Genomic DNA, 20,741 nt, shown 5'->3' with positions numbered 1-20,741 from the left:
TACGGTCCTGGACCGGGAGGCCTGACCAGGAGGTCTGACCGGGCGAGGTCCGGACCGGGCGCGGGCCCGGACCGGCCGGGGCTCAGACCGCCAGCGCGCGGTCCGTCGGGCGGATCGGGGCCGGGAGCTCGCTCGCGCCCGTCAGGTAGCGGTCCACGCCGCGGGCGGCCGAGCGGCCCTCGGCGATGGCCCACACGATGAGGGACTGGCCGCGGCCCGCGTCACCGGCGACGAAGACGCCGTCGACGTTGGTCGCGAAGTTCTCGTCGCGGGCGATGTTGCCGCGCTCGTCGAGCTCCAGGCCGAACTGGTCGACCAGGCCGTTGGAGCGGTCCGTGCCGGTGAAGCCCATCGCGAGGGTGACCAGCTGGGCCGGGATCTTGCGCTCCGTGCCCGGCTTCTGCTCCAGCTTGCCGTCCTTGAACTCGACCTCGACGAGGTGGAGGAACTGGACGTTGCCGTCCTCGTCGCCCTCGAAGTGGGTGGTGGAGACGGAGTAGATCCGCTCGCCGCCCTCCTCGTGGGCCGAGGTGACCTTGTAGAGCATCGGGAAGGTCGGCCAGGGCTGGCCCGCGTTCCGCTCCTCGCCCGGCCGCGGCATGATCTCCAGCTGCGTGACGGAGGCCGCGCCCTGGCGGTGGGCGGTGCCCACGCAGTCCGCGCCGGTGTCGCCGCCGCCGATGACCACGACGTGCTTGCCCTCGGCGGTGATGGGCGGCTGAATGAAGTCGCCCTCCTGCACCTTGTTGGCGAGGGGCAGGTACTCCATCGCGAAGTGGATGCCCTTGAGGTCCCGGCCCGGGACCGGCAGGTCGCGGGAGACGGTGGCGCCGGCGGCGATGACGACCGCGTCGTACCGCTGGCGCAGCTTCGCCGCGTCGATGTCACGGCCGATCTCGATCTCGGTGCGGAACTTGGTGCCCTCCGCGCGCATCTGCTCGATGCGCCGGTTGATGTGCACCTTCTCCATCTTGAACTCGGGGATGCCGTACCGCAGCAGACCGCCGATGCGGTCGGCCCGCTCGTACACGGCGACCGTGTGGCCCGCGCGGGTCAGCTGCTGCGCGGCGGCGAGGCCCGCCGGGCCGGAGCCGATGACGGCGACGGTCTTGCCGGACAGGCGCTCCGGCGGCTGCGGCGTGACGTCACCGCTGTCCCACGCCTTGTCGATGATGGAGACCTCGACGTTCTTGATGGTGACGGCGGGCTGGTTGATGCCCAGCACGCACGCCGCCTCGCAAGGCGCCGGGCACAGCCGCCCGGTGAACTCCGGGAAGTTGTTCGTGGCGTGCAGGCGCTCGCTCGCGGCCTGCCAGTCCTCACGGTAGGCGTAGTCGTTCCACTCGGGGATGAGGTTTCCGAGCGGGCAGCCGTTGTGGCAGAACGGGATGCCGCAGTCCATGCAGCGGCCGGCCTGCTTGCTGATGATCGGCAGCAGGGAGCCGGGGACGTAGACCTCGTTCCAGTCCTTGACGCGCTCGGCCACGGGGCGGGTCTTGGCGCCCTCGCGCCCGGTGGTCAGGAAGCCCTTGGGGTCAGCCATGGGTCGCCGCCTCCATCATCTTCTCGGTGGTCTCCTGCTCGGAGAGACCGGCGAGCTCAGCGGCGTCCTTGGCGGCGAGCACTGCCTTGTACGTGGTCGGGATGATCTTGCTGAATCGGGCCACCGCGGTGTCCCAGTCGGCAAGGAGCTTCTCGGCTACGGTCGAGCCCGTCTCCTCTTGGTGGCGGCGCACGACGTCGTGCAGCCACGCCCGGTCGGTCTCGTCCAGGGCCTCGATCGCGCCCACGTTGCCGGAGTTGACGTTGTCCCGGTCGAGGTCGATGACGTACGCGACGCCACCCGACATGCCGGCCGCGAAGTTGCGGCCCGTCTCGCCGAGGACGACCGCGTGACCGCCGGTCATGTACTCGCAGCCGTGGTCGCCCACGCCCTCGGAGACGACCAGCGCGCCGGAGTTGCGGACGCAGAACCGCTCGCCGGTGCGGCCGCGGAGGAACATCTCGCCGCCGGTCGCGCCGTACCCGATGGTGTTGCCGGCGATGGTGGAGTACTCGGCCAGGTGGTCGGCGCCCCGGTCGGGGCGGACGATCACGCGGCCGCCGGAAAGGCCCTTGCCGACGTAGTCGTTGGCGTCGCCCTCCAGGCGCAGCGTGACGCCGCGCGGCAGGAACGCGCCGAAGGACTGGCCGGCCGAGCCGGTGAAGGTGATGTCGATGGTGTCGTCGGGCAGACCCGCGCCACCGAACTTCTTCGTCACCTCGTGGCCGAGCATGGTGCCGACCGTGCGGTTGATGTTGCGGATCGCGACCTGGGCGCGGACCGGCTGGGCCTCCTCGGCGGAGGCGGCGTTCAGCGCGTCGGCGGCGAGCTTGATCAGCTCGTTGTCGAGCGCCTTCTCCAGGCCGTGGTCCTGCTCGATCACCTGGTGGCGCACGGCGCCCTCGGCCAGCTCGGGCACGTGGAAGAGCGGAGCCAGGTCGAGGCCCTGTGCCTTCCAGTGGTTGACGGCCTTGGCGGTGTCGAGGAGCTCGGCGTGGCCGACGGCCTCCTCCAGGGTGCGGAAGCCGAGCTCGGCGAGGAGCTCGCGCACCTCCTGGGCGATGAACTCGAAGAAGTTGACGACGAATTCGGCCTTGCCGGAGAAGCGCTCGCGCAGCACCGGGTTCTGGGTGGCGATGCCGACCGGGCAGGTGTCCAGGTGGCAGACGCGCATCATGACGCAGCCGGAGACGACGAGCGGCGCGGTCGCGAAACCGAACTCCTCGGCGCCGAGCAGCGCGGCGATGACGACGTCGCGGCCGGTCTTGAGCTGGCCGTCGGTCTGGACGACGATCCGGTCGCGCAGGCCGTTGAGCAGCAGGGTCTGCTGGGTCTCGGCGAGGCCGAGCTCCCAGGGGCCGCCCGCGTGCTTGAGCGAGGTGAGCGGCGAGGCGCCCGTACCGCCGTCGTGGCCGGAGATGAGCACGACGTCCGCGTGGGCCTTGGAGACACCGGCGGCGACCGTGCCCACGCCGACCTCGGACACCAGCTTCACGTGGATGCGGGCGGCCGGGTTGGCGTTCTTGAGGTCGTGGATCAGCTGAGCCAGGTCCTCGATGGAGTAGATGTCGTGGTGCGGCGGCGGCGAGATCAGGCCGACACCCGGGGTGGAGTGCCGGGTCTTGGCGACCCACGGGTAGACCTTGTGGCCGGGCAGCTGGCCGCCCTCGCCGGGCTTGGCGCCCTGGGCCATCTTGATCTGGATGTCGTCGGCGTTGACCAGGTACTCGGACGTCACGCCGAAGCGGCCGGAGGCGACCTGCTTGATCGACGACCGGCGCGCCGGGTCGTACAGGCGCTCCGGGTCCTCGCCGCCCTCACCGGTGTTGGACTTGCCGCCCAGCTGGTTCATGGCGATGGCGAGGGTCTCGTGCGCCTCCTTGGAGATGGAGCCGTACGACATGGCGCCGGTGGAGAAGCGCTTGACGATCTCGCTGACCGGCTCGACCTCGTCGAGGGAGATCGGCTCGCGGTCGCTCTTGAAGCCGAACAGGCCGCGGAGCGTCATGAGCCGCTCGGACTGCTCGTTCACGCGGTCCGTGTACTTCTTGAAGATGTCGTACCGCTTGTTGCGCGTGGCGTGCTGGAGGCGGAAGACCGTCTCCGGGTCGAACAGGTGCGGCTCGCCCTCGCGGCGCCACTGGTACTCGCCGCCGATCTCCAGCGCGCGGTGCGCGGAGGGGACGCCGGAGGCGGGGTACGCCTTGGCGTGGCGGGCGGCGACCTCCTTGGCGACGACGTCCAGGCCGGCGCCGCCGATCTTGGTGGCCGTGCCGTTGAAGTACTTCTCGACGAAGGCCTCGTCGAGGCCGACGGCCTCGAAGACCTGCGCGCCGCGGTAGGAGGCGACGGTCGAGATGCCCATCTTGGACATGACCTTCAGGACGCCCTTGCCGAGGGCGTAGATCAGGTTGCGGATCGCCTGCTCGGGCTCCAGGCCCTCGACGAAGGTGCCGGCGCGGACCAGGTCCTCGACGGACTCCATGGCGAGGTACGGGTTGACGGCGGCGGCGCCGTACCCGATGAGGAGCGCGACGTGGTGGACCTCGCGGACGTCGCCGGCCTCGACCAGCAGGCCCACCTGCGTGCGCTGCTTGGTACGGATGAGGTGGTGGTGCACCGCCGAGGTGAGCAGCAGCGACGGGATCGGCGCGTGCTCGGCGTCGGAGTGCCGGTCGGAGAGCACGATCAGGCGGGCGCCGCCCTCGATGGCGGCGTCGGCCTCGGCGCAGATCTCCTCGATACGGGCCGCGAGGGCCTCGCCGCCACCGGAGACCCGGTAGAGGCCGGAGAGCGTGGCGGCCTTCATGCCGGGCATGTCGCCGTCGGCGTTGATGTGGATGAGCTTGGCCAGCTCGTCGTTGTCGATCACCGGGAAGGGCAGCGTGACGCTGCGGCAGGACGCCGAGGTCGGCTCCAGCAGGTTGCCCTGCGGGCCGAGCGAGGAGTGCAGCGAGGTGACGAGCTCCTCGCGGATGGCGTCCAGCGGCGGGTTGGTGACCTGCGCGAACAGCTGGGTGAAGTAGTCGAACAGCAGCCGCGGGCGCTCGGAGAGCGCGGCGATCGGCGAGTCCGTGCCCATGGAGCCGATCGGCTCGGCGCCGGTGCGGGCCATCGGCGCGAGGAGGACGCGCAGCTCCTCCTCGGTGTAGCCGAAGGTCTGCTGGCGGCGGGTGACCGAGGCGTGGGTGTGGACGATGTGCTCGCGCTCGGGGAGGTCCTCGAGCTCGATGATGCCCGTCTCCAGCCACTCCTGGTACGGGTGCTCGGCGGCGAGGGCGGCCTTGATCTCGTCGTCCTCGATGATGCGGTGCTCGGCGGTGTCGACGAGGAACATCTTGCCGGGCTGGAGGCGGCCCTTGCGGACGACCTTGGCGGGGTCGATGTCGAGGACGCCGACCTCGGAGGAGAGGACCACGAGCCCGTCGTCGGTGACCCAGTAGCGGCCGGGGCGCAGACCGTTGCGGTCGAGAACGGCACCCACCTGCACACCGTCGGTGAAGGTGACACAGGCCGGGCCGTCCCAGGGCTCCATCATCGTGGAGTGGTACTGGTAGAAGGCGCGCCGGGCCGGGTCCATGGACTCGTGGTTCTCCCACGCCTCGGGGACCATCATCAGGACGCTGTGCGGCAGCGAACGGCCACCGAGGTGGAGCAGCTCCAGGACCTCGTCGAAGGAGGCGGAGTCGGAGGCGTCCGGCGTACAGACCGGGAAGATCCGCTCCAGCTTCTCGGCGCCGAAGAGGTCGGAGGCGAGCTGCGACTCGCGCGCCCGCATCCAGTTGCGGTTGCCCTTGACCGTGTTGATCTCGCCGTTGTGCGCGACGAAGCGGTACGGGTGGGCGAGCGGCCAGCTCGGGAAGGTGTTGGTGGAGAACCGGGAGTGGACCAGGGCCACGGCGGTGGCGCAGCGGCGGTCCGACAGGTCCGGGAAGAAGGGCTCCAGCTGACCGGTGGTGAGCATGCCCTTGTAGACGATGGTGCGGGCGGAGAGGGAGGGGAAGTAGACCCCGGCCTCGCGCTCGGCGCGCTTGCGCAGCAGGAACGCCTTGCGGTCCAGCTCGATGCCGGCGCTGGTGCCGTCGCTCACGAAGAGCTGGCGGAACTCGGGCATGGTGGAGCGGGCGGTCGCGCCGAGCAGCTCGGGGGCGACGGGGACCTCGCGCCAGCCGAGGACCGTGAGGCCCTCCTCGGCGGCGATCGCCTCGATCCGCTCGACGGCCTGTGCGGAGCCGTCGGCGGGGAGGAAGGCGATGCCGACGGCGTACTCACCGGCTGCCGGGAGCGCGAAGTCGGTGACCTCGCGGAGGAACGCGTCCGGGACCTGGAGCAGGATGCCGGCGCCGTCGCCGGAGTCGGGCTCGGAGCCGGTGGCGCCCCGGTGCTCCAGGTTGCGCAGAACGGTCAGCGCCTGCTCCACCAGCGCGTGGCTGGCGACACCGGTGAGGGTGGCAACGAAGCCGACACCACAGGCGTCGTGCTCGTTGCGGGGGTCGTACATACCCTGCGGGGCGGGGCGACCGTCCATGGGCGACCAGGCGTCGGAACGCATCGGCTCTCCCGTCGTCGTCGTGGCATATGCAGTGCCAGAGGGACGACGTTGGCCCTCCGCGAAATTTCGTGCAGATTACATGATGGAACGTTTCTCGGAACGCGGATAGCTCATTCCAACATGCGGACACCGCGTGGCGGTGGTGGAGTGTTCTCCAGGTACGGCTGACCGGCATTCGACCGGCATCTTGACCGGCCTCGTCGGCCGTCCGGCGCGTCCTGGTAGGGGAGCGGGCTTCATTGCCCGCAGCGCTAACGGCTCATGCCCGCTGATGAAGGAATCGAAACCGCCGCGTTACGGCTGAGTATGCGCCGCGGTGCATAGTGTCTCACCGGCGGGCCGGATCCCGCCATTGGAGCTTCGTCACAAGGATCGGGGGCGGCGTCGCGCCCGCCTTGTCGGGATCGCCACCGTAACCGCGACGCGCCCAGGGGGGAAGAGCGGCAGACGCCCCCGCCCCGCGGTGCGAGCGGGCGGCGGCGGCGGTCAGCGTCCGGAGCACCTGCGCGGGCCCGGCCAACCCCGCCAGCCCGGCCAACCCCGCCAGTCCGGCCAGTCGGCGGAGGCTACAGCGCCGCGCCGAACAACGCGCCCAGCGCGTACGTCACCGCCGCGGCCGCGCCGCCGAGTGCGAGCTGGCGCAGGCCGCTGTACCACCAGCTGCGCGCGGTCACGCGGGCCACCAGCGCACCGCAGGCGAACAGCCCGAGCAGCGCCAGCAGCACGGCGGGCCACAGGGCGGTGGCGCCGAGCAGGTACGGCAGGACGGGGAGCAGCGCGCCGAGCGCGAAGGACCCGAAGGACGACAGCGCGGCGACCATCGGCGACGGCAGGTCGTCCGGGTCGATGCCGAGCTCCTCGCGGGCATGGATCTCCAGCGCCTGCTCGGGGTCCTTCGACAGCTGCATGGCCACCTCGCGGGCGAGCGGGGGCTCCACGCCGCGGGCCACGTACAGGGCGGCGAGCTCCTCCATCTCGTCGATCGGGTGCTTGCGCAACTGGTGGCGCTCGACGTCCAGTTCCGCCTCGACCAGCTCGCGCTGGGACGCGACGGACGTGTACTCGCCGGCCGCCATGGAGAAGGCGCCCGCCGCGAGCCCGGCCAGCCCCGTGATCACGATGGTCTGCTGGGACACCGCGCCGCCGGCGACGCCGGTCATCAACGCGAGGTTCGACACGAGACCGTCCATCGCACCGAACACCGCCGGACGCAGCCAGCCGCCGTTCACGTCGCGGTGCGTGTGGTTGTCGCGGTGCGCCTCGTGAAGCGTCGCCTCGGTCTCGATGATGGACACAGCTCTCCCCTTGCGTCGTGCGGCGGGCTCGTACCGACCCGCGCCCCCTCAACACCTCGAAAGTACGCGCGATGTAAGGGGCGCGCCAGCAAGGCAGGCTTTACTAACCAGTGGTCGTCGGGGCGTCATCGGGGTGACAGAGCGGCCCTCCGCGACAACCACCCGGGCCCGCGTGGCACGCATCCAGGAAGCGGATCGATCGACGCGCATCGAAAGGCCCACGCGATGGAGTCGAAGTCGACGGCACCTTCGGTTCTCCTCGACCGAGCCCGGGGCGCGCTGCTCGGACTGGCCGTCGGAGACGCGCTCGGGGCGCCCGCCGAGAACATGCGACCGTCCGAGATCCGCCGCAGGTGGGGCCGTATCGAGGGCTTCGTCAGCGAGGACCCGGCGGGCACGGACGACACGGAGTACGCGATCTTCTCCGGTCTGCTCCTCGCCCGACACGGCTCGGCGCTGACGGTGGCGCACGTCGAGAAGGCGTGGCACCACTGGATCGCGGACCTGGACGAGGGCCCGTTCCGGGGCGCGGGTTTCAGCGAGCGCGGCACGCTGGAGAACCTCCGGCGGGGCCTCGCCGCACCCATCTCGGCGCAGCACCGGCACGCCTGGAGCGACGGGCTGGCCATACGGGCGGCGCCGTTCGGGGTCTTCGCGGCGGGGCGCCCGGCGGAGGCGGCGCGGCTGGTGGCGATCGACGGCACGGTCAGCCACGAGGGCGAGGGGATCTACGGCGGCCAGGCGGTCGCGGCGGGTGTGGCGGCGGCCATGTCCGGCGCCGACCCGGCCTCGGTCATCGCCGCCGCGCTCTCGGTCGTGCCGATGGACTCGTGGACCGCGCGCTCGATGCGCCGCGCGGTCGTCGCGGCTCAGCGCGTACAGCCCGATCCGCTGGTCCGCGAGCGCGCCGTCCGCTCCGCCGTCGTCATCGGCGGTTACCCGTGGACGGACCTGGCCCCGGAGGCGGTCGGCCTGGCGTTCGGTGCGTTCGCGGCGGCGCGCGGCGATTTCCGTACGTCGGTCCTCACCGCGGTGAACATGGGCCGCGACGCCGACACGACGGCCGCGGTGGCGGGCGCCCTCGCCGGCGCGATGTCGGGGGCGTCGGCGATCCCCCCGGAGTGGTCGGCCCCCATCGGCCCGGTCCGCGGCAGCTGCCTGCCGTCCATGCGCGGCTACCACGTCCTGGACATCGCGGACCTCCTGACCCCCGACGAATCCGAGGCCCTCTGATGCCCCAGACCCCTTTCTCCGGCGACCCGCAGGGGCGCACCGCTTCCCCGGGCGGTGACCCGCTCGGCGACGGACGGGGAGACGCACCCGGCGCCCCATGGGGCGGCGCACTCGGACACCCGCCGGGCGGCGCGCTCGGGCACCCGCCGACCGCCGCGCTCGTGCACCCGCCGGGCGCCGCGCTCCGGCACCCGCCGGGGGCCGTACTCGGGCACCCGCCGGGCGCCGGGCTCGGACACCCGCCCGGGAGCGCTCCGACGAGCAGCGACCCGCCGGTCCAGCCGTCACCGGTCCAGCCATCGCCGGTCCAGCCCCTGGTGGCCGGGGCGCCGGCGGCTCAGTCCCTGGCGGTCCAGGCGTCACCGGTCCAGCCTCCGGCGACCGGGTCCCCTTCGATCCAACCCCCGGCGGTCCAGGCCCCGGCTGCCGAGACCCCTACGGTCCAGGCCCCGGTGGCCGGGGCGCCGGCGGCCCAGTCCCTGGCGGTGCAGCCCCCTGCGGTCCAGCCCCTGACTGCCGAGGCCCCTACGGCCCAGCCCCCGGTGGCCGGGGCGCCGGCGGCCCAGTCCCTGGCGGTGCAGGCCTCACCGGTCCAGCCCCCGGCGGCCGACTCCCCGCCGGCCCAGTCCCCTGCGTCCCGCGCCCAGGCGGGCTACGCCTCCCTGTCCGCGCCGCCGCAGGCACCGGGACCCGCGCCGGGTGGTCTCGTCGGTGCCGGCGAGAGGGGCCTGCTGCCGCCGGGGGACCTCACGGTGGCCACCCCCGAGCCGACGGGCCCCGAGGCCGGACGCGGGCCGGCCACCGCCTCGCGCGCCGGGGAAGGTGCGGCGGACCCCCGGGGGGAACGCACCACACGGCGCCCGACCCACCGCCCCCGCGCGGCGAGCCGCATCGAGGGACTGCTCCTCGGCCTCGCCGCGGGCGACGCCGCCGGGTGGCCCGCCGCGCGCCACCGCGCCGCCCGGATGCCCGAGTGGACCCGCCGCCTCACCCGTGAGCTGGACACCTTCGCCGAGCAGAACGCCACCACCACCCTCCCCGTCCCCATCGCCCTCAACCAGCCGCCCGAGCCCCTCCGCCTCGGCCCCTCCGACGACGCCGAGTGGGCGGTCTTCACCGCCGAGACGCTCCTCGCCGCCGACGGCGAGCTGCTCCGCGGCCTCCCTCGCAGCCGCCGCCTGTGCGCCGCGGTCGACCTCGCCTGGAACTCCCTCGCCGCCGAGATCGCCGCCGCCGCCGACCGCGCCCCCGAGGTGGAGTCGGCCGTGCTGCCCCTGCGCGCCCGCATCTCGGTACGCGCCGGGCTGGGCAATCTCGCCACGGGCCTGCGCCCGCCCGCCACGGGCCACGACAACCCGCACTACTTCGACGACGCCGCCTGCGTACGGGCGGCCGTCCTCGCCGTCGCGCACCCGGGCGACCCGCGCGCCGCGGCCGAGCTCGCGGAGTTCGACGCGCGCTACACGCAGGACGGCGACGGGGTCCACGGCGCCCGCGCCATGGCCGCCGCCGTCGCCGCGGCGCTCGGCGGCGCGCCGGTCGGCGAGGCGGTCGACGCCGCGCTCGACCAGCTGCCGTACGCCACCGAGATCGGCCGCAACGCCCAGCACGCCACCCGGCTCGCCCGTGCCGCCGACACCGCCTTCGAGCTGGTACCGCTCCTGGAGCACCAGATCGTCGACCACGTCTACAGCTACGGCATCGCCGCCGCCGAGACGGTCCCGGTCGCCCTGGCGCTCGCCATCGCCGCCGGCGGCAGGGTCACCGAGGCGGTACCGGCGGCGGCCTGCCTGTCGCGGGTCGCCGACTCCGCACCGGCTCTCGCGGGCGCGCTGACCGGCGCGTTCAGCGGCGGCGACGGGGTGCCGGCCACCTGGCGGGAGGCGTGCCGGACGCTCGCGGGCTGCGCACTCCCCCGCCTGGCGGGCACGGACCTGGTGGAACTCGCCGGGCGGCTGGCACACACGGAACTCGCCGCACCGGGTGGACAATTCCGACATGACGACCATCACCCCCACGCCCTCGACCCTCGAGGACCGGATCACCGGCAGCCTCGTCGGAGCCGCCGTCGGTGACGCCCTCGGCGGCCCGGTCGAGGGGTACAGCCCCGAGCAGATCGCGGAGCGCCACTTCGGCCGCGTCACCGGCATCGTCGGCCCCTGGCACGGCGACGCCTGGCGCACCGCCCGGCCCCTCGCCCCGTACCACAAGGGCGACGGGCACGTCACCGACGACACCCTGATGACCCACGCGCTGATCCGGGTGTACGACACGGTCCGCGACCACCTCGACGCGTACGCCATCGCCGACCACCTCGTCCCCGACCTGATCTCCACCCCACGCTGGATTCCGGAGCTGGAAGCCGAGGCGCTGCCCCTTCAGCGGATCTTCCTCGCCGAGAAGTGGCTGGTCACCCGGCTCCACTACGGCCATGTCGACCCGCGCGAGGCGGGCACCGGAAACATCGTCAACTGCGGTGCCGCGATGTACATGGCGCCCGTCGGGCTGGTCAACGCCGCCAACCCGGAGGCCGCGTACGCCGAGGCCCTCGACATCGCCGGCGCCCACCAGTCGTCCTACGGCCGTGAGGCGGCGGGCGTCTTCGCGGCGGCGGTCGCCGAGGCCTGCCGGCCGACCGCGACTCCGACGACCGTGGTGGACGCGGCGCTCTCCCTCGCCAAGGACGGCACCCGGGCGGCGATCGAAGCTGTGTGCGAGGTGGCCGCGCTCCACACCGACTTCGAGTCCGCCCTGCGCCCCCTCCGCGAGGCGGTCGCCCCCTTCGACACGGTCGGCCCGGACTACCGCTCCCCCTCCCTGGCCGCGCGCCGGCCCTCCCGGCTGCACTCCATCGAAGAACTGCCCATCGCCCTCGGCATGCTGCTGGTCGGTGAGGGCGACTACCGCCGTACGGTGCTGGGCGCCGTCAACTACGGCCGCGACTGCGACTCGATCGCCACCATGGCGGGCGCGATCGTGGGCGCGCTGCACGGCGAGGCGGCGATCCCGGCGTTCTGGGTGAAGCAGGTCGCCGAGGCCAGCCGCCTCGACCTGCACGCCCCGGCGGCGGTGCTGGCCGAGGTGGCCCGCGAGATCTTCATGCGGGACACGGTCCGCCGCCGCGCCCACGAGACGGCGTTCATCGCCCTCTCCCCCCGGCCCGGGGTGACCCCGTGAGCGTGCGCCTCACCTGGGTCCAGCCGGAGGACCTGATCGGCCACGAGCTGCGGCAGGCCGCCGAGGACGGGCGCGACGCCTCGGCCGTCGAGGCCCGCTGGCTCGCCGCCGGCGGCACCCGCGCCCCCGCGGCGGCCGGTGCCTCCCCCTCACCCGCGCCCCCGCACCTGCGCGCCCTCGCGGAGCGCCTCCTGGACGAACTGGCCGCCGTGCCAAGCCCGTTGGCCGCGGCCGAGCCCACCTCCCTCCCCCGTATCATCCGGGCCTGCCCGGCCTGGCCGTCCCCCGAACCGCTCACCGCCTCCGCCACCACGCCGACCAGGACCTCGGCATGCGCCCCCGCCCACGCCCCCGCCGAAGCAACCCCGACCGGCGGCACCCGATACGCGGCCGCCGGACGCCGGCCGGGCCGGGCCCGAGCCTGCGCCGCAGACGCCCCGCCGCGGGCCTCCGGCGAGGCGCGGGGATCCGGACCGGCGGACGCCCAGCGGACCGGCGCGCACCCCGCGACAGCGCACCCCGCCCGCGCCGCGGGCCCACCCGCCGCCTGCACCGTGGCACCCGGCCTGGGTGAGCGGCTGCACGCCGCCTGGCTCGGCCGCGCCGCCGGGTGCCTGCTCGGCAAGCCCGTCGAGAAGCTGTCCCTCGCCGCCCTCCGCGCCCTCGCCCGCGCCACCGGGAACTGGCCGCTGACCTCCTGGTTCACCGCCAAGGGCCTGCCCCCGGCACTCGCCGCGGCCCACCCCTGGAACCGCCGTTCCGCCACCACCTCCCTCGCCGAGAACATCGACGGCATGCCCGAGGACGACGACCTCAACTACCCGCTGCTCACCCTCCTGCTCCTCCAGCGGTACGGCCACGGCTTCACCACCGCGGACGTCGCCCGCCTCTGGCTCGACGAACTGCCCGCCGGCCGCACCTTCACCGCGGAGCGCGTCGCCTACCGCAACCTCCTCTCCGGGCTCGAACCCCCGCTGACCGCCACCCACCGCAACCCGTTCCGCGAGTGGATCGGCGCCCAGATCCGCGCCGACGTCCACGGCTGGACCCACCCCGGCGACCCGGCCGCCGCGGCCGAACAGGCCCATCGGGACGCGGTCCTCACGCACACCGCGAACGGCGTGTACGGGGCGATGTTCGCCGCCGCCGTCATCGCCACCGCCGCCTCCGGCACCGCCGACGTCCACCGGGCACTCGCCGCCGGGCTCACCGTCGTCCCGCCGGACTCCCGCCTCGCCCGGGCGGTGCGCTTCGGCATCGCCACAGCCCGCGCCCACGCCGACTTCGACACCGTCACCGACCGCCTCCACACCGCCTACGGCGCCTACCACTGGGTGCACGCCGTCCCGAACGCCGCCCTCCTCTCCGCCGCCCTCACCCACGCCGACGGCGACTTCACCCTCTCCATCTGCCGCGCCGTCTCCGGCGGCTGGGACACCGACTCCAACGGCGCCACCGCCGGCTCCGTCGCCGGCCTCCTCGCCGGGCACCCCGACCGGATCCCGGACCGCTGGACCGCCCCCCTCAAGAACCGGCTCGCCACGTCCGTACGCCCCTTCGACGGCATCGGCTTCGACACACTGGCCGCACTCACGCACGACCTCGCCCACCAGGAGGCACACCGCCCATGACCCACATCGCGGTACTCGGCAGCACCAACATGGACCTGGTCGCCTATGTGCACCGGGCGCCCAAGCTCGGCGAGACCGTCACCGGGCGCGAGTTCCGTACGGTCCCCGGCGGCAAGGGCGCCAACCAGGCCGTCGCCGCCGCCCGCGCCGGCGCCCGGGTGTCGATGATCGGCGCCGTCGGCTCCGACGACTTCGGCACCCGCCTGCGCGCCGAGCTCGACGGCGCCGGTGTGGCCACCGAACGCCTCCGTACCGTCGAAGGCCCCTCGGGGACCGCCCACATCGTCGTCGACGACGACGGTGACAACGCGATCATCGTCATCCCCGGTGCGAACGGCACCGTCACCTCCCTCTCCCCCGGCGACGAACCGCTCATCGCCACCGCCGACTCCCTGCTGCTCCAACTCGAACTCCCCCTCTCCGCCGTCATCGCCGGCGCGGAGGCCGCCCGCCGCCACGGCGTCCGGACCGTCCTCACCCCCGCACCCGCGCAGCCGCTGCCGCCCGAACTCCTCGCGGCCACCGACCTCCTGGTGCCCAACGAGCACGAGGCCGCAGCCCTCACCGGGGTCGCCGACCCGCACGCCGCCGCCGAGCAGCTGCTGCGGTACGTCCCCGAGGTGGTCGTCACCCTGGGCTCGTCCGGCAGCCTCTACGCGGCGCGCGGCGCGAGCCCCGTCACCGTCCCCGCCCCGCGCGTGCGGGCCGTGGACACCACCGCCGCGGGCGACACCTTCACCGGCGCCCTCGCCGTGGCGCTCGGCGAGGGACGTCCCGTACCCGACGCCCTGGCCTGGGCGTCGGCCGCCGCCGCGCTCTCGGTCCAGCGCCCCGGCGCCTCCTCCTCGATGCCGTACCGCTCGGAGATCGACGCCCTATGACCAGCACACCGACGACCAGCACAGCCCCGACCGCCGCCGCGGCGACCAGCACCCCTCCCCTCCGAGGACTCCGCGTCCTCGACCTCGCCACCCTCTTCGCCGGCCCGCTCGCGGCGACCATGCTCGGCGACTTCGGCGCCGACGTCATCAAGATCGAGCACCCCCGCAAGCCCGACCCGTCCCGTGGCCACGGTCCCGCCAAGGACGGCGTCGGCCTGTGGTGGAAGCTGCTCGGCCGCAACAAGCGCACCCTCACCCTCGACCTGTCCACCCCCGGCGGCCGCGCCACCCTGCTGCGTCTCGCCGCCACCGCCGACGTGGTCGTCGAGAACTTCCGCCCGGGCACCCTGGAGCGCTGGGGCCTCGGCTGGCCCGAGCTCTCCGCCGCCAACGACCGCCTGGTCCTGGCCCGCGTCACGGGCTTCGGCCAGACCGGCCCCTATGCGCACCGCCCCGGCTTCGGCACCCTCGCCGAGGCGATGAGCGGCTTCGCCGCCATCACCGGCGAGCCCGACGGCCCGCCCACGCTCCCTCCCTTCGGCCTCGCCGACTCCATCGCCGCCCTGGCCACGGCCTACGCCGTGATGACCGCCCTGCACGCCCGCACCGCCACCGGCCGCGGCCAGGTCGTCGACATGGCGATCATCGAACCGATCCTCACGGTCCTCGGCCCGCAACCGCTCTGGTACGACCAGCTCGGCTACGTCCAGCCCCGCACCGGAAACCGCTCCCGCAACAACGCCCCCCGCAACACCTACCGCACCGCGGACGGCTCCTGGGTGGCCGTCTCCACCTCCGCCCAGTCCGTCGCCGAACGCGTGATGCGCCTGGTCGGCCGCCCCGACCTCATCGACGAGCCGTGGTTCGCCGAAGGCACCACCCGCGCGGACCACGCCGACGAGCTGGACGAGGCGGTCGGCGGCTGGATCGCCCGGCACACCCGCGAGGAGGCCATGTCCGCGTTCGAGAAGGCCGAGGCGGCGATCGCCCCGGTCTACGACATCCGCGACGTCATGGAGGACCCCCAGTACCGGGCGCTGGGGACCATCACCGAAGTCCCCGACCCCGAGCTCGGCCCGATCCGTATGCAGAACATCCTCTTCCGCCTCTCCGAGACTCCCGGCTCCATCCGCTGGTCCGGCCGCCCGCACGGCGCGGACACCGACACCGTCCTCGCCGAACTCGGCCTGTCCGCGGACGAGATCACCGCCCTGCGCGCCGAGGGCGCCGTATGACCCCCAGAACCCCGGTGACCGCCGCGGCCCAGGTGGCCTCCAGAGCCGCGGTGACCTCCAGGACCACGGTGCCCTCCAACACCCCGGTGGCCTCCATGACTTCCCTCCCCTCCATGACTCCCCTCCCCCTCACCTTCCTCTACGCGCCCGGGGACCGCCCCGACGTGGTCGCCAAGGCGCTGCGCTCCGGCGCCGACGTGGTGGTGGTCGACCTGGAGGACGCGGTGGCACCCGACCGCAGGGCGTACGCCCTCGACGCCACCGTCGAACTGCTCTCCTCGCCCCACCCCGTACCGGTCCACGTCCGCCTCCCCGGTCCTCACGACACCGCGCACGACAACACAGCCATCGCATCGCTGGCCCCCCTCCCCGGCCTCGCCGCTCTGCGTGTTCCCAAGGTGACACACGGCACTGACATCCAGCGGATCGCGGCCCTCGCCCCCGGCGTCCCACTCCACCCGCTGCTGGAATCCGCCCTGGCCATCGAGCGTGCGCACGCCATCGCCACCGCCCACCCCGCCGTCCGCTCCCTCACCATCGGCGAGGCCGACCTCCGCGCCGACCTGGGCGTACGCGACGACCGCGGCCTCGACTGGTCGCGCAGTCGCGTCGTGGTCGCCGCCCGCGCCGCCGGCCTGCCGCCGCCCGCCCAGTCGGTCCACCCCGACATCCGCGACCTCGACGGCCTGGCCGCATCCTGCGCCCACGGCCGCGCCCTGGGCTTCCTGGGCCGCGCCGCGATCCACCCCCGCCAGCTCCCGGTCATCGAGCGGGCCTACCTCCCCACCCCCGAGGAGGTCGCGGCGGCGGAGGAGGTCGTCGCGGCGGGCGCCGCCGGTGCGGGCGCGCTCGCCCTGCCCGACGGCCGCTTCGTCGACGCGGCGATCGTCGCCGAGGCCCGCCGCACACTCGCCCTCGCCCGCCGGACCTGACCGGACCTGACCTGGCTTGGCCTGGCCTGACGAGAGCTGGCCTCACCCGCGTACGCACGAGGCGGCCGCCGGAACCTCTCGGTCCCGACGGCCGCCTCAGGGCTGCTGCGCGCGTCAGCGCGGTCCGGCGGACTTCGCCTGCGCGTCCGTCTCGCCGTCCGCCTCCGCGTCCCCTCCGGCGTCGCGCTCGGCGTCCGCGGGTACGGAATCCGTAGGCGCGGAGTCCGCGGGCTCGGTGCCGACGACGGCGTCCTTGCCCGCCGCCGCCTTCGCCGCGGGCGCGTCCGGCTCCACGACCTCCTCGCGTCCCGGCCGTACCCGCGCCGAGATCACGATGTACGCGACCGCCGCCAGGAAGACCAGGATCGCGGTCCACACGTTGAGCCGGAGGCCCAGGATGTGGTGCGCCTCGTCGACGCGCATGTACTCGATCCAGCCCCGCCCGGCGCAGTACGCCGCGACGTACAGCGCGAAGGCGCGCCCGTGGCCGAGCGTGAAGCGGCGGTCCGCCCAGATCACCAGGAGCGCCACGCCGACGCACCACAGCGACTCGTACAGGAACGTCGGGTGGTAGAGCCCCGCCTCGCGGTTCACGCCCTCGCTGATCTCCAGCGCCCACGGCAGGTCGGTCGGCTTGCCGTACAGCTCCTGGTTGAACCAGTTGCCCCACCGCCCGATGGCCTGCGCGAAGGCGATGCCGGGCGCGATGGCATCCGCGTACGCCGGCAGCGGGATGCCGCGGCGGCGGCAGCCGATCCAGGCGCCGAGCGCGCCGAGGGCGATCGCGCCCCAGATGCCGAGGCCGCCCTCCCAGATCTTGAAGGCGTCGACCCAGTCCTCACCCTCGCTGAAGTACAGCTGGTAGTCGGTGATGACGTGGTAGAGCCGGCCGCCGACGAGGCCGAAGGGCACCGCCCAGACGGCGATGTCGGCCACGGTGCCGGCCCGGCCGCCCCGGGCGAGCCAGCGCCTGTTGCCGTACCAGACGGCGACGAAGACACCGATGATGATGCAGAAGGCGTAGCCGCGCAGCGGGAGCGGTCCGAGGTGGATCACACCGGTCGACGGGCTCGGAATGTAGGCAAGGTCCATGGCAGGACCGACGCTACCGTGCCGGGCGGGAGACACGGGAACCCGCCCGGCAAAGAGTGCATAACAAGAGGGGTGCTCAACCCCGCCCGGGTGACGGGGAGCCCTGGCCGGCCGGAGAGCCCGGGGCGGGGGGCGAGGCGGGCGCCGTCGGGAAGGCCGTACCCCGCTTCTTGCCCTTGTTGGCCTCGTCGACCCACTTCTTCAGGTTCTCCACGGAGATCTGCTCCTTGCCCTTGGTCGGGAAGATCGATTCTCCGTTGAGCAGCACGGTGGGCGTCCCCCGGAAGTCGCCGTCCCGGAAGGCCTGGGCGGACTTGTTGACCCAGCCGTCGTGCTCGCCCTCCGCCACACAGCTGCGGAAGGCCGGCGTGTCGAGGCCCGGCACCTTCGCCGCCAGCTCGAAGAGCCGCTCGTCCTTGGCGAAGGCGTCGTCCGGCTCGGGGGGCTGGTTCTGGTAGAGCACGTCGTGGTACGGCACGAACTTGCCGGCGTCCTGGGCGCAGGCCGCGGCGTTCGCCGCGTTCAGCGAGCCGCTGCCGCCCATGTTGCCGTCGATGATCGTGGCGAGGTGGTATTCGACCTTGACCTGGCCCGACTCGGTCAGTTCGTGGACGGTGTCCCGGACGGCGTTCTCGAACTGGGCGCAGGCCGGGCAGCGGAAGTCCTCCCAGATCGTGAGCGTGGACGGGGCGTCCGTGGCGCCGACGGGGATCGCCAGCCCGTCCTTGCCCGTGGCCCCGGAGGGCGCGGCGACCGGGCCGTCGCCGGAGCCGTCGCTCTTGTCGCCGGTGTTGGCGGCGATGACGCCGACCACCGCGGCCAGGCCGAGCACGCCGACGACGGCCGCCGAGACGAGCAGGGTGCGCCTGCGCCGCTCCCGCGCCTTCTGCTGCTCGCGTTCGATCTGGAGCCGTTCTCGCGCGCTCCGCTTGCCTGCACTGTTCTTCTCGCTCACGCCCACAGCAACGAACCGGGGAGGCGCGGGCGCGCCTCCCCGGTCCAGATCCACCCGTTCGAGCTACGACACTCCCTGAGAGCGCTTCACTCCTCGCGCGAGTTCGCCCGCCAGTTCCCGTACGGCCGCGATGCCCGCGGCGTGGTCCTCGGCGTCGAGCATGCGCTTGACGAAGGCGGAGCCGACGATGACGCCGTCGGCGAAGGAGGCGACCTCGGCGGCCTGTTCGGCGTTGGAGACGCCGAGGCCGACGCAGACCGGCAGTTCGGTGGTGGCGCGGGTGCGCCGCACCAGGTCGGCGGCCTGGGCGCCGACCGACTCGCGGGTGCCGGTGACGCCCATCAGCGAGGCGGCGTACACGAAGCCGCTGCCCGCGCGCGTGATGGTGGCCAGCCGCTCGTCCTTGCTGCTCGGCGCGACGACGAAGACGGTGGCGAGGTTCTGCTTCTCGGCGTGCTCGCGCCACAGCGCGGACTCCTGGACCGGCAGGTCGGGCAGGATGCAGCCGGCGCCGCCCGCCTCGGCCAGCTCGGCGGTGAAGCGCTCGACGCCGTACCGGTCGATGGGGTTCCAGTACGTCATCACGAGCACCGGCTTGCCGGTGGCCTCGTGGGCCTCGCGGACCGTGCGCATCACGTCGGCGATCTTCACGCCGCCGCGCAGCGCGATGTCGTCGGCGGTCTGGATGACCGGGCCGTCGAGGACCGGGTCGCTGTGCGGCAGGCCGACCTCGACGACGTCGGCGCCGCCGTCGAGGACGGCCTTGATGGCCTCGATGCCTCCGTCGACGCTGGGGAAGCCGGCCGGGAGGTAGGCGATGAGGGCGGCGCGCTCCTCCGCCCTGGCCTGCTCCAGGGTGTCCTGCAGCAGCTGGATGTTCCCGCTCACTTGGTCTCCCCCTGGGTGTCGCGCTGGATCTCGGCGGCGCCGTTCTCGGCGGAGGCGTCGGCCTCGACCACGGCGGGCGGCTCGGCGTCGTACAGGCCGAAATAGCGAGCGGCGGTATCCATGTCCTTGTCGCCGCGGCCGGAGAGGTTGACGATGATCAGGCCCTCCTCGCCGAGTTCGCGCCCGACCTCCAGGGCACCGGCCAGGGCGTGCGCGGACTCGATGGCCGGGATGATGCCCTCCGTACGGGACAGCAGGCGCAGGGCCTGCATCGCCGCGTCGTCGGTCACCGCGCGGTACTCGCCGCGCCCGCTGTCCTTGAGGTACGCGTGCTCCGGGCCGATGCCGGGGTAGTCCAGGCCGGCCGAGATGGAGTACGGCTCGGTGATCTGACCCTCCTCGTCCTGGAGGACGTAGGAGCGGGATCCGTGCAGGATGCCGGGCTCGCCCGCGGTGAGGGTGGCCGCGTGCTCGCCGGTCTCGACGCCGTGTCCGGCCGGCTCGCAGCCCACCAGCCGGACGGAGGCGTCCGGGATGAACGCGTGGAACAGGCCGATGGCGTTGGAGCCGCCGCCGACGCAGGCGATGGCCGCGTCGGGCAGCCGCCCCGCCCGCTCCAGGATCTGGCGGCGGGCCTCGACGCCGATGACGCGGTGGAAGTCGCGCACCATGGCGGGGAAGGGGTGCGGGCCCGCGACCGTGCCGAAGAGGTAGTGCGTGTGGTCGACGTTGGCGACCCAGTCGCGGAACGCCTCGTTGATGGCGTCCTTGAGGGTGCGGCTGCCGGACTTCACGGGGATGACCTCGGCGCCGAGCATGCGCATCCGGGCGACGTTCAGCGCCTGGCGCTGGGTGTCGATCTCGCCCATGTAGATGGTGCATTCGAGGCCGAAGAGGGCGCATGCGGTGGCGGTGGCGACACCGTGCTGGCCGGCGCCGGTCTCGGCGATGACGCGCGTCTTGCCCATGCGCTTGGTGAGCAGGGCCTGGCCCAGCACGTTGTTGATCTTGTGCGAGCCGGTGTGATTGAGGTCCTCGCGCTTGAGGAAGACCCGGGCTCCGCCGGCGTGCCGGGCGAACCGGGGCACCTCGGTGAGGGCGCTGGGGCGGCCGGTGTAGTTCATCAGGAGGTCGTCGAGCTCGGCCGCGAAGGCCGGGTCGGCCTTGGCCTTCTCGTACTCGACGGCGACCTCGTCGACCGCGGCGACGAGCGCCTCGGGGATGAACTTGCCGCCGTAGGCACCGAAGTAGCCCTCGGTGCTCGGGACGTGACCCTCGGGGTCGGGAATGAAGAACTCGCTGGGCATGCGACTGCTCCTCACGGGGG

General features: G+C 73.5%; 14 protein-coding genes. 7 read left to right on the top strand and 7 right to left on the bottom strand.

Going from position 1 to position 20,741, the window contains the following annotated elements; all coding sequences use genetic code 11:
- Positions 1-82: 82 nt before the first annotated feature.
- The 3 genes from ACZ42X_RS22235 to ACZ42X_RS22225 form a co-directional block, all read right to left on the bottom strand.
- Positions 83-1,543 carry a glutamate synthase subunit beta gene (locus ACZ42X_RS22235; RefSeq protein ID WP_468292735.1) on the bottom strand — a complete coding sequence of 487 codons (1,461 nt, stop codon included), beginning with the start codon at positions 1,541-1,543 and terminating at the stop codon, positions 83-85.
- Complete coding sequence (gene gltB, locus ACZ42X_RS22230; RefSeq protein ID WP_468292732.1) at positions 1,536-6,095, bottom strand: glutamate synthase large subunit; 4,560 nt, start codon at positions 6,093-6,095, stop codon at positions 1,536-1,538. The genes ACZ42X_RS22235 and gltB overlap by 8 nt, the downstream gene beginning before the upstream one ends.
- 566 nt (positions 6,096-6,661) lie before the next feature.
- Complete coding sequence (locus tag ACZ42X_RS22225) at positions 6,662-7,390, bottom strand: VIT1/CCC1 transporter family protein (RefSeq protein ID WP_468292729.1); 729 nt, start codon at positions 7,388-7,390, stop codon at positions 6,662-6,664.
- A 225-nt stretch (positions 7,391-7,615) separates the two neighbouring features.
- Between ACZ42X_RS22225 and ACZ42X_RS22220 the strand changes: the two genes are divergently transcribed.
- The 7 genes from ACZ42X_RS22220 to ACZ42X_RS22190 all read left to right on the top strand — a co-directional run bounded on the left by ACZ42X_RS22220 (position 7,616) and on the right by ACZ42X_RS22190 (position 16,479).
- On the top strand, positions 7,616-8,623 hold the full coding sequence (locus tag ACZ42X_RS22220; RefSeq protein ID WP_361414655.1) for an ADP-ribosylglycohydrolase family protein: 1,008 nt from the start codon (positions 7,616-7,618) through the stop codon (positions 8,621-8,623).
- 662 nt (positions 8,624-9,285) lie between these two features.
- A complete protein-coding gene (locus ACZ42X_RS22215) occupies positions 9,286-10,698 on the top strand; it encodes an ADP-ribosylglycohydrolase family protein (RefSeq protein WP_468293399.1) in 1,413 nt (470 codons plus the stop codon).
- A complete protein-coding gene (locus tag ACZ42X_RS22210; RefSeq protein WP_468292725.1) occupies positions 10,622-11,800 on the top strand; it encodes an ADP-ribosylglycohydrolase family protein in 1,179 nt (392 codons plus the stop codon). The genes ACZ42X_RS22215 and ACZ42X_RS22210 overlap by 77 nt, the downstream gene beginning before the upstream one ends.
- The gene (locus tag ACZ42X_RS22205) at positions 11,797-13,431 is read left to right on the top strand and encodes an ADP-ribosylglycohydrolase family protein (protein ID WP_468292722.1); all 1,635 of its coding nucleotides are present in this window, start codon (positions 11,797-11,799) and stop codon (positions 13,429-13,431) included. Before ACZ42X_RS22210 ends, ACZ42X_RS22205 begins: the two co-directional genes overlap by 4 nt.
- The gene (gene rbsK / locus ACZ42X_RS22200; protein WP_468292719.1) at positions 13,428-14,312 is read left to right on the top strand and encodes a ribokinase; all 885 of its coding nucleotides are present in this window, start codon (positions 13,428-13,430) and stop codon (positions 14,310-14,312) included. The genes ACZ42X_RS22205 and rbsK overlap by 4 nt, the downstream gene beginning before the upstream one ends.
- Positions 14,309-15,547 (top strand): CaiB/BaiF CoA transferase family protein, encoded by a 1,239-nt coding sequence (locus tag ACZ42X_RS22195; protein ID WP_468292716.1) that lies wholly within the window; start codon positions 14,309-14,311, stop codon positions 15,545-15,547. Before rbsK ends, ACZ42X_RS22195 begins: the two co-directional genes overlap by 4 nt.
- A 113-nt stretch (positions 15,548-15,660) precedes the next feature.
- Positions 15,661-16,479, top strand: a complete 819-nt coding sequence (locus tag ACZ42X_RS22190; protein ID WP_468292714.1) for an HpcH/HpaI aldolase/citrate lyase family protein — start codon at positions 15,661-15,663, stop codon at positions 16,477-16,479.
- A 114-nt stretch (positions 16,480-16,593) separates the two neighbouring features.
- Here ACZ42X_RS22190 and lgt read toward each other — a convergent pair whose 3' ends face one another.
- The 4 genes from lgt to trpB all read right to left on the bottom strand — a co-directional run bounded on the left by lgt (position 16,594) and on the right by trpB (position 20,721).
- Positions 16,594-17,571, bottom strand: a complete 978-nt coding sequence (gene lgt / locus ACZ42X_RS22185; RefSeq protein WP_468292712.1) for a prolipoprotein diacylglyceryl transferase — start codon at positions 17,569-17,571, stop codon at positions 16,594-16,596.
- Between the two features lie 76 nt (positions 17,572-17,647).
- Positions 17,648-18,526 (bottom strand): DsbA family protein, encoded by an 879-nt coding sequence (locus ACZ42X_RS22180; protein ID WP_468292709.1) that lies wholly within the window; start codon positions 18,524-18,526, stop codon positions 17,648-17,650.
- A 63-nt stretch (positions 18,527-18,589) separates the two neighbouring features.
- On the bottom strand, positions 18,590-19,414 hold the full coding sequence (trpA, locus tag ACZ42X_RS22175; protein WP_468292706.1) for a tryptophan synthase subunit alpha: 825 nt from the start codon (positions 19,412-19,414) through the stop codon (positions 18,590-18,592).
- Positions 19,411-20,721, bottom strand: coding sequence for a tryptophan synthase subunit beta (gene trpB / locus ACZ42X_RS22170; RefSeq protein ID WP_468292703.1), 1,311 nt, complete (start codon positions 20,719-20,721; stop codon positions 19,411-19,413). Before trpB ends, trpA begins: the two co-directional genes overlap by 4 nt.
- Positions 20,722-20,741: the final 20 nt, after the last annotated feature.

The organism is Streptomyces sp. NPDC030862 (assembly GCF_055571835.1).
The sequence above is the reverse complement of the archived record's forward strand: the minus strand, read 5'-3'. Positions and strand labels throughout refer to the sequence as shown.

Bases quoted from the DNA above. Each gene is read 5' to 3' on its own strand.
- ACZ42X_RS22190 (WP_468292714.1), top strand. From the start codon at position 15,661: ATGACTCCCCTCCCCCTCACCTTCCTCTACGCGCCCGGGGACCGCCCC.
- lgt (WP_468292712.1), bottom strand. From the start codon at position 17,571: ATGGACCTTGCCTACATTCCGAGCCCGTCGACCGGTGTGATCCACCTC.
- trpB (WP_468292703.1), bottom strand. From the start codon at position 20,721: ATGCCCAGCGAGTTCTTCATTCCCGACCCCGAGGGTCACGTCCCGAGC.
- gltB (WP_468292732.1), bottom strand. From the start codon at position 6,095: ATGCGTTCCGACGCCTGGTCGCCCATGGACGGTCGCCCCGCCCCGCAG.
- rbsK (WP_468292719.1), top strand. From the start codon at position 13,428: ATGACCCACATCGCGGTACTCGGCAGCACCAACATGGACCTGGTCGCC.
- ACZ42X_RS22220 (WP_361414655.1), top strand. From the start codon at position 7,616: ATGGAGTCGAAGTCGACGGCACCTTCGGTTCTCCTCGACCGAGCCCGG.
- ACZ42X_RS22235 (WP_468292735.1), bottom strand. From the start codon at position 1,543: ATGGCTGACCCCAAGGGCTTCCTGACCACCGGGCGCGAGGGCGCCAAG.
- ACZ42X_RS22195 (WP_468292716.1), top strand. From the start codon at position 14,309: ATGACCAGCACACCGACGACCAGCACAGCCCCGACCGCCGCCGCGGCG.
- ACZ42X_RS22210 (WP_468292725.1), top strand. From the start codon at position 10,622: ATGACGACCATCACCCCCACGCCCTCGACCCTCGAGGACCGGATCACC.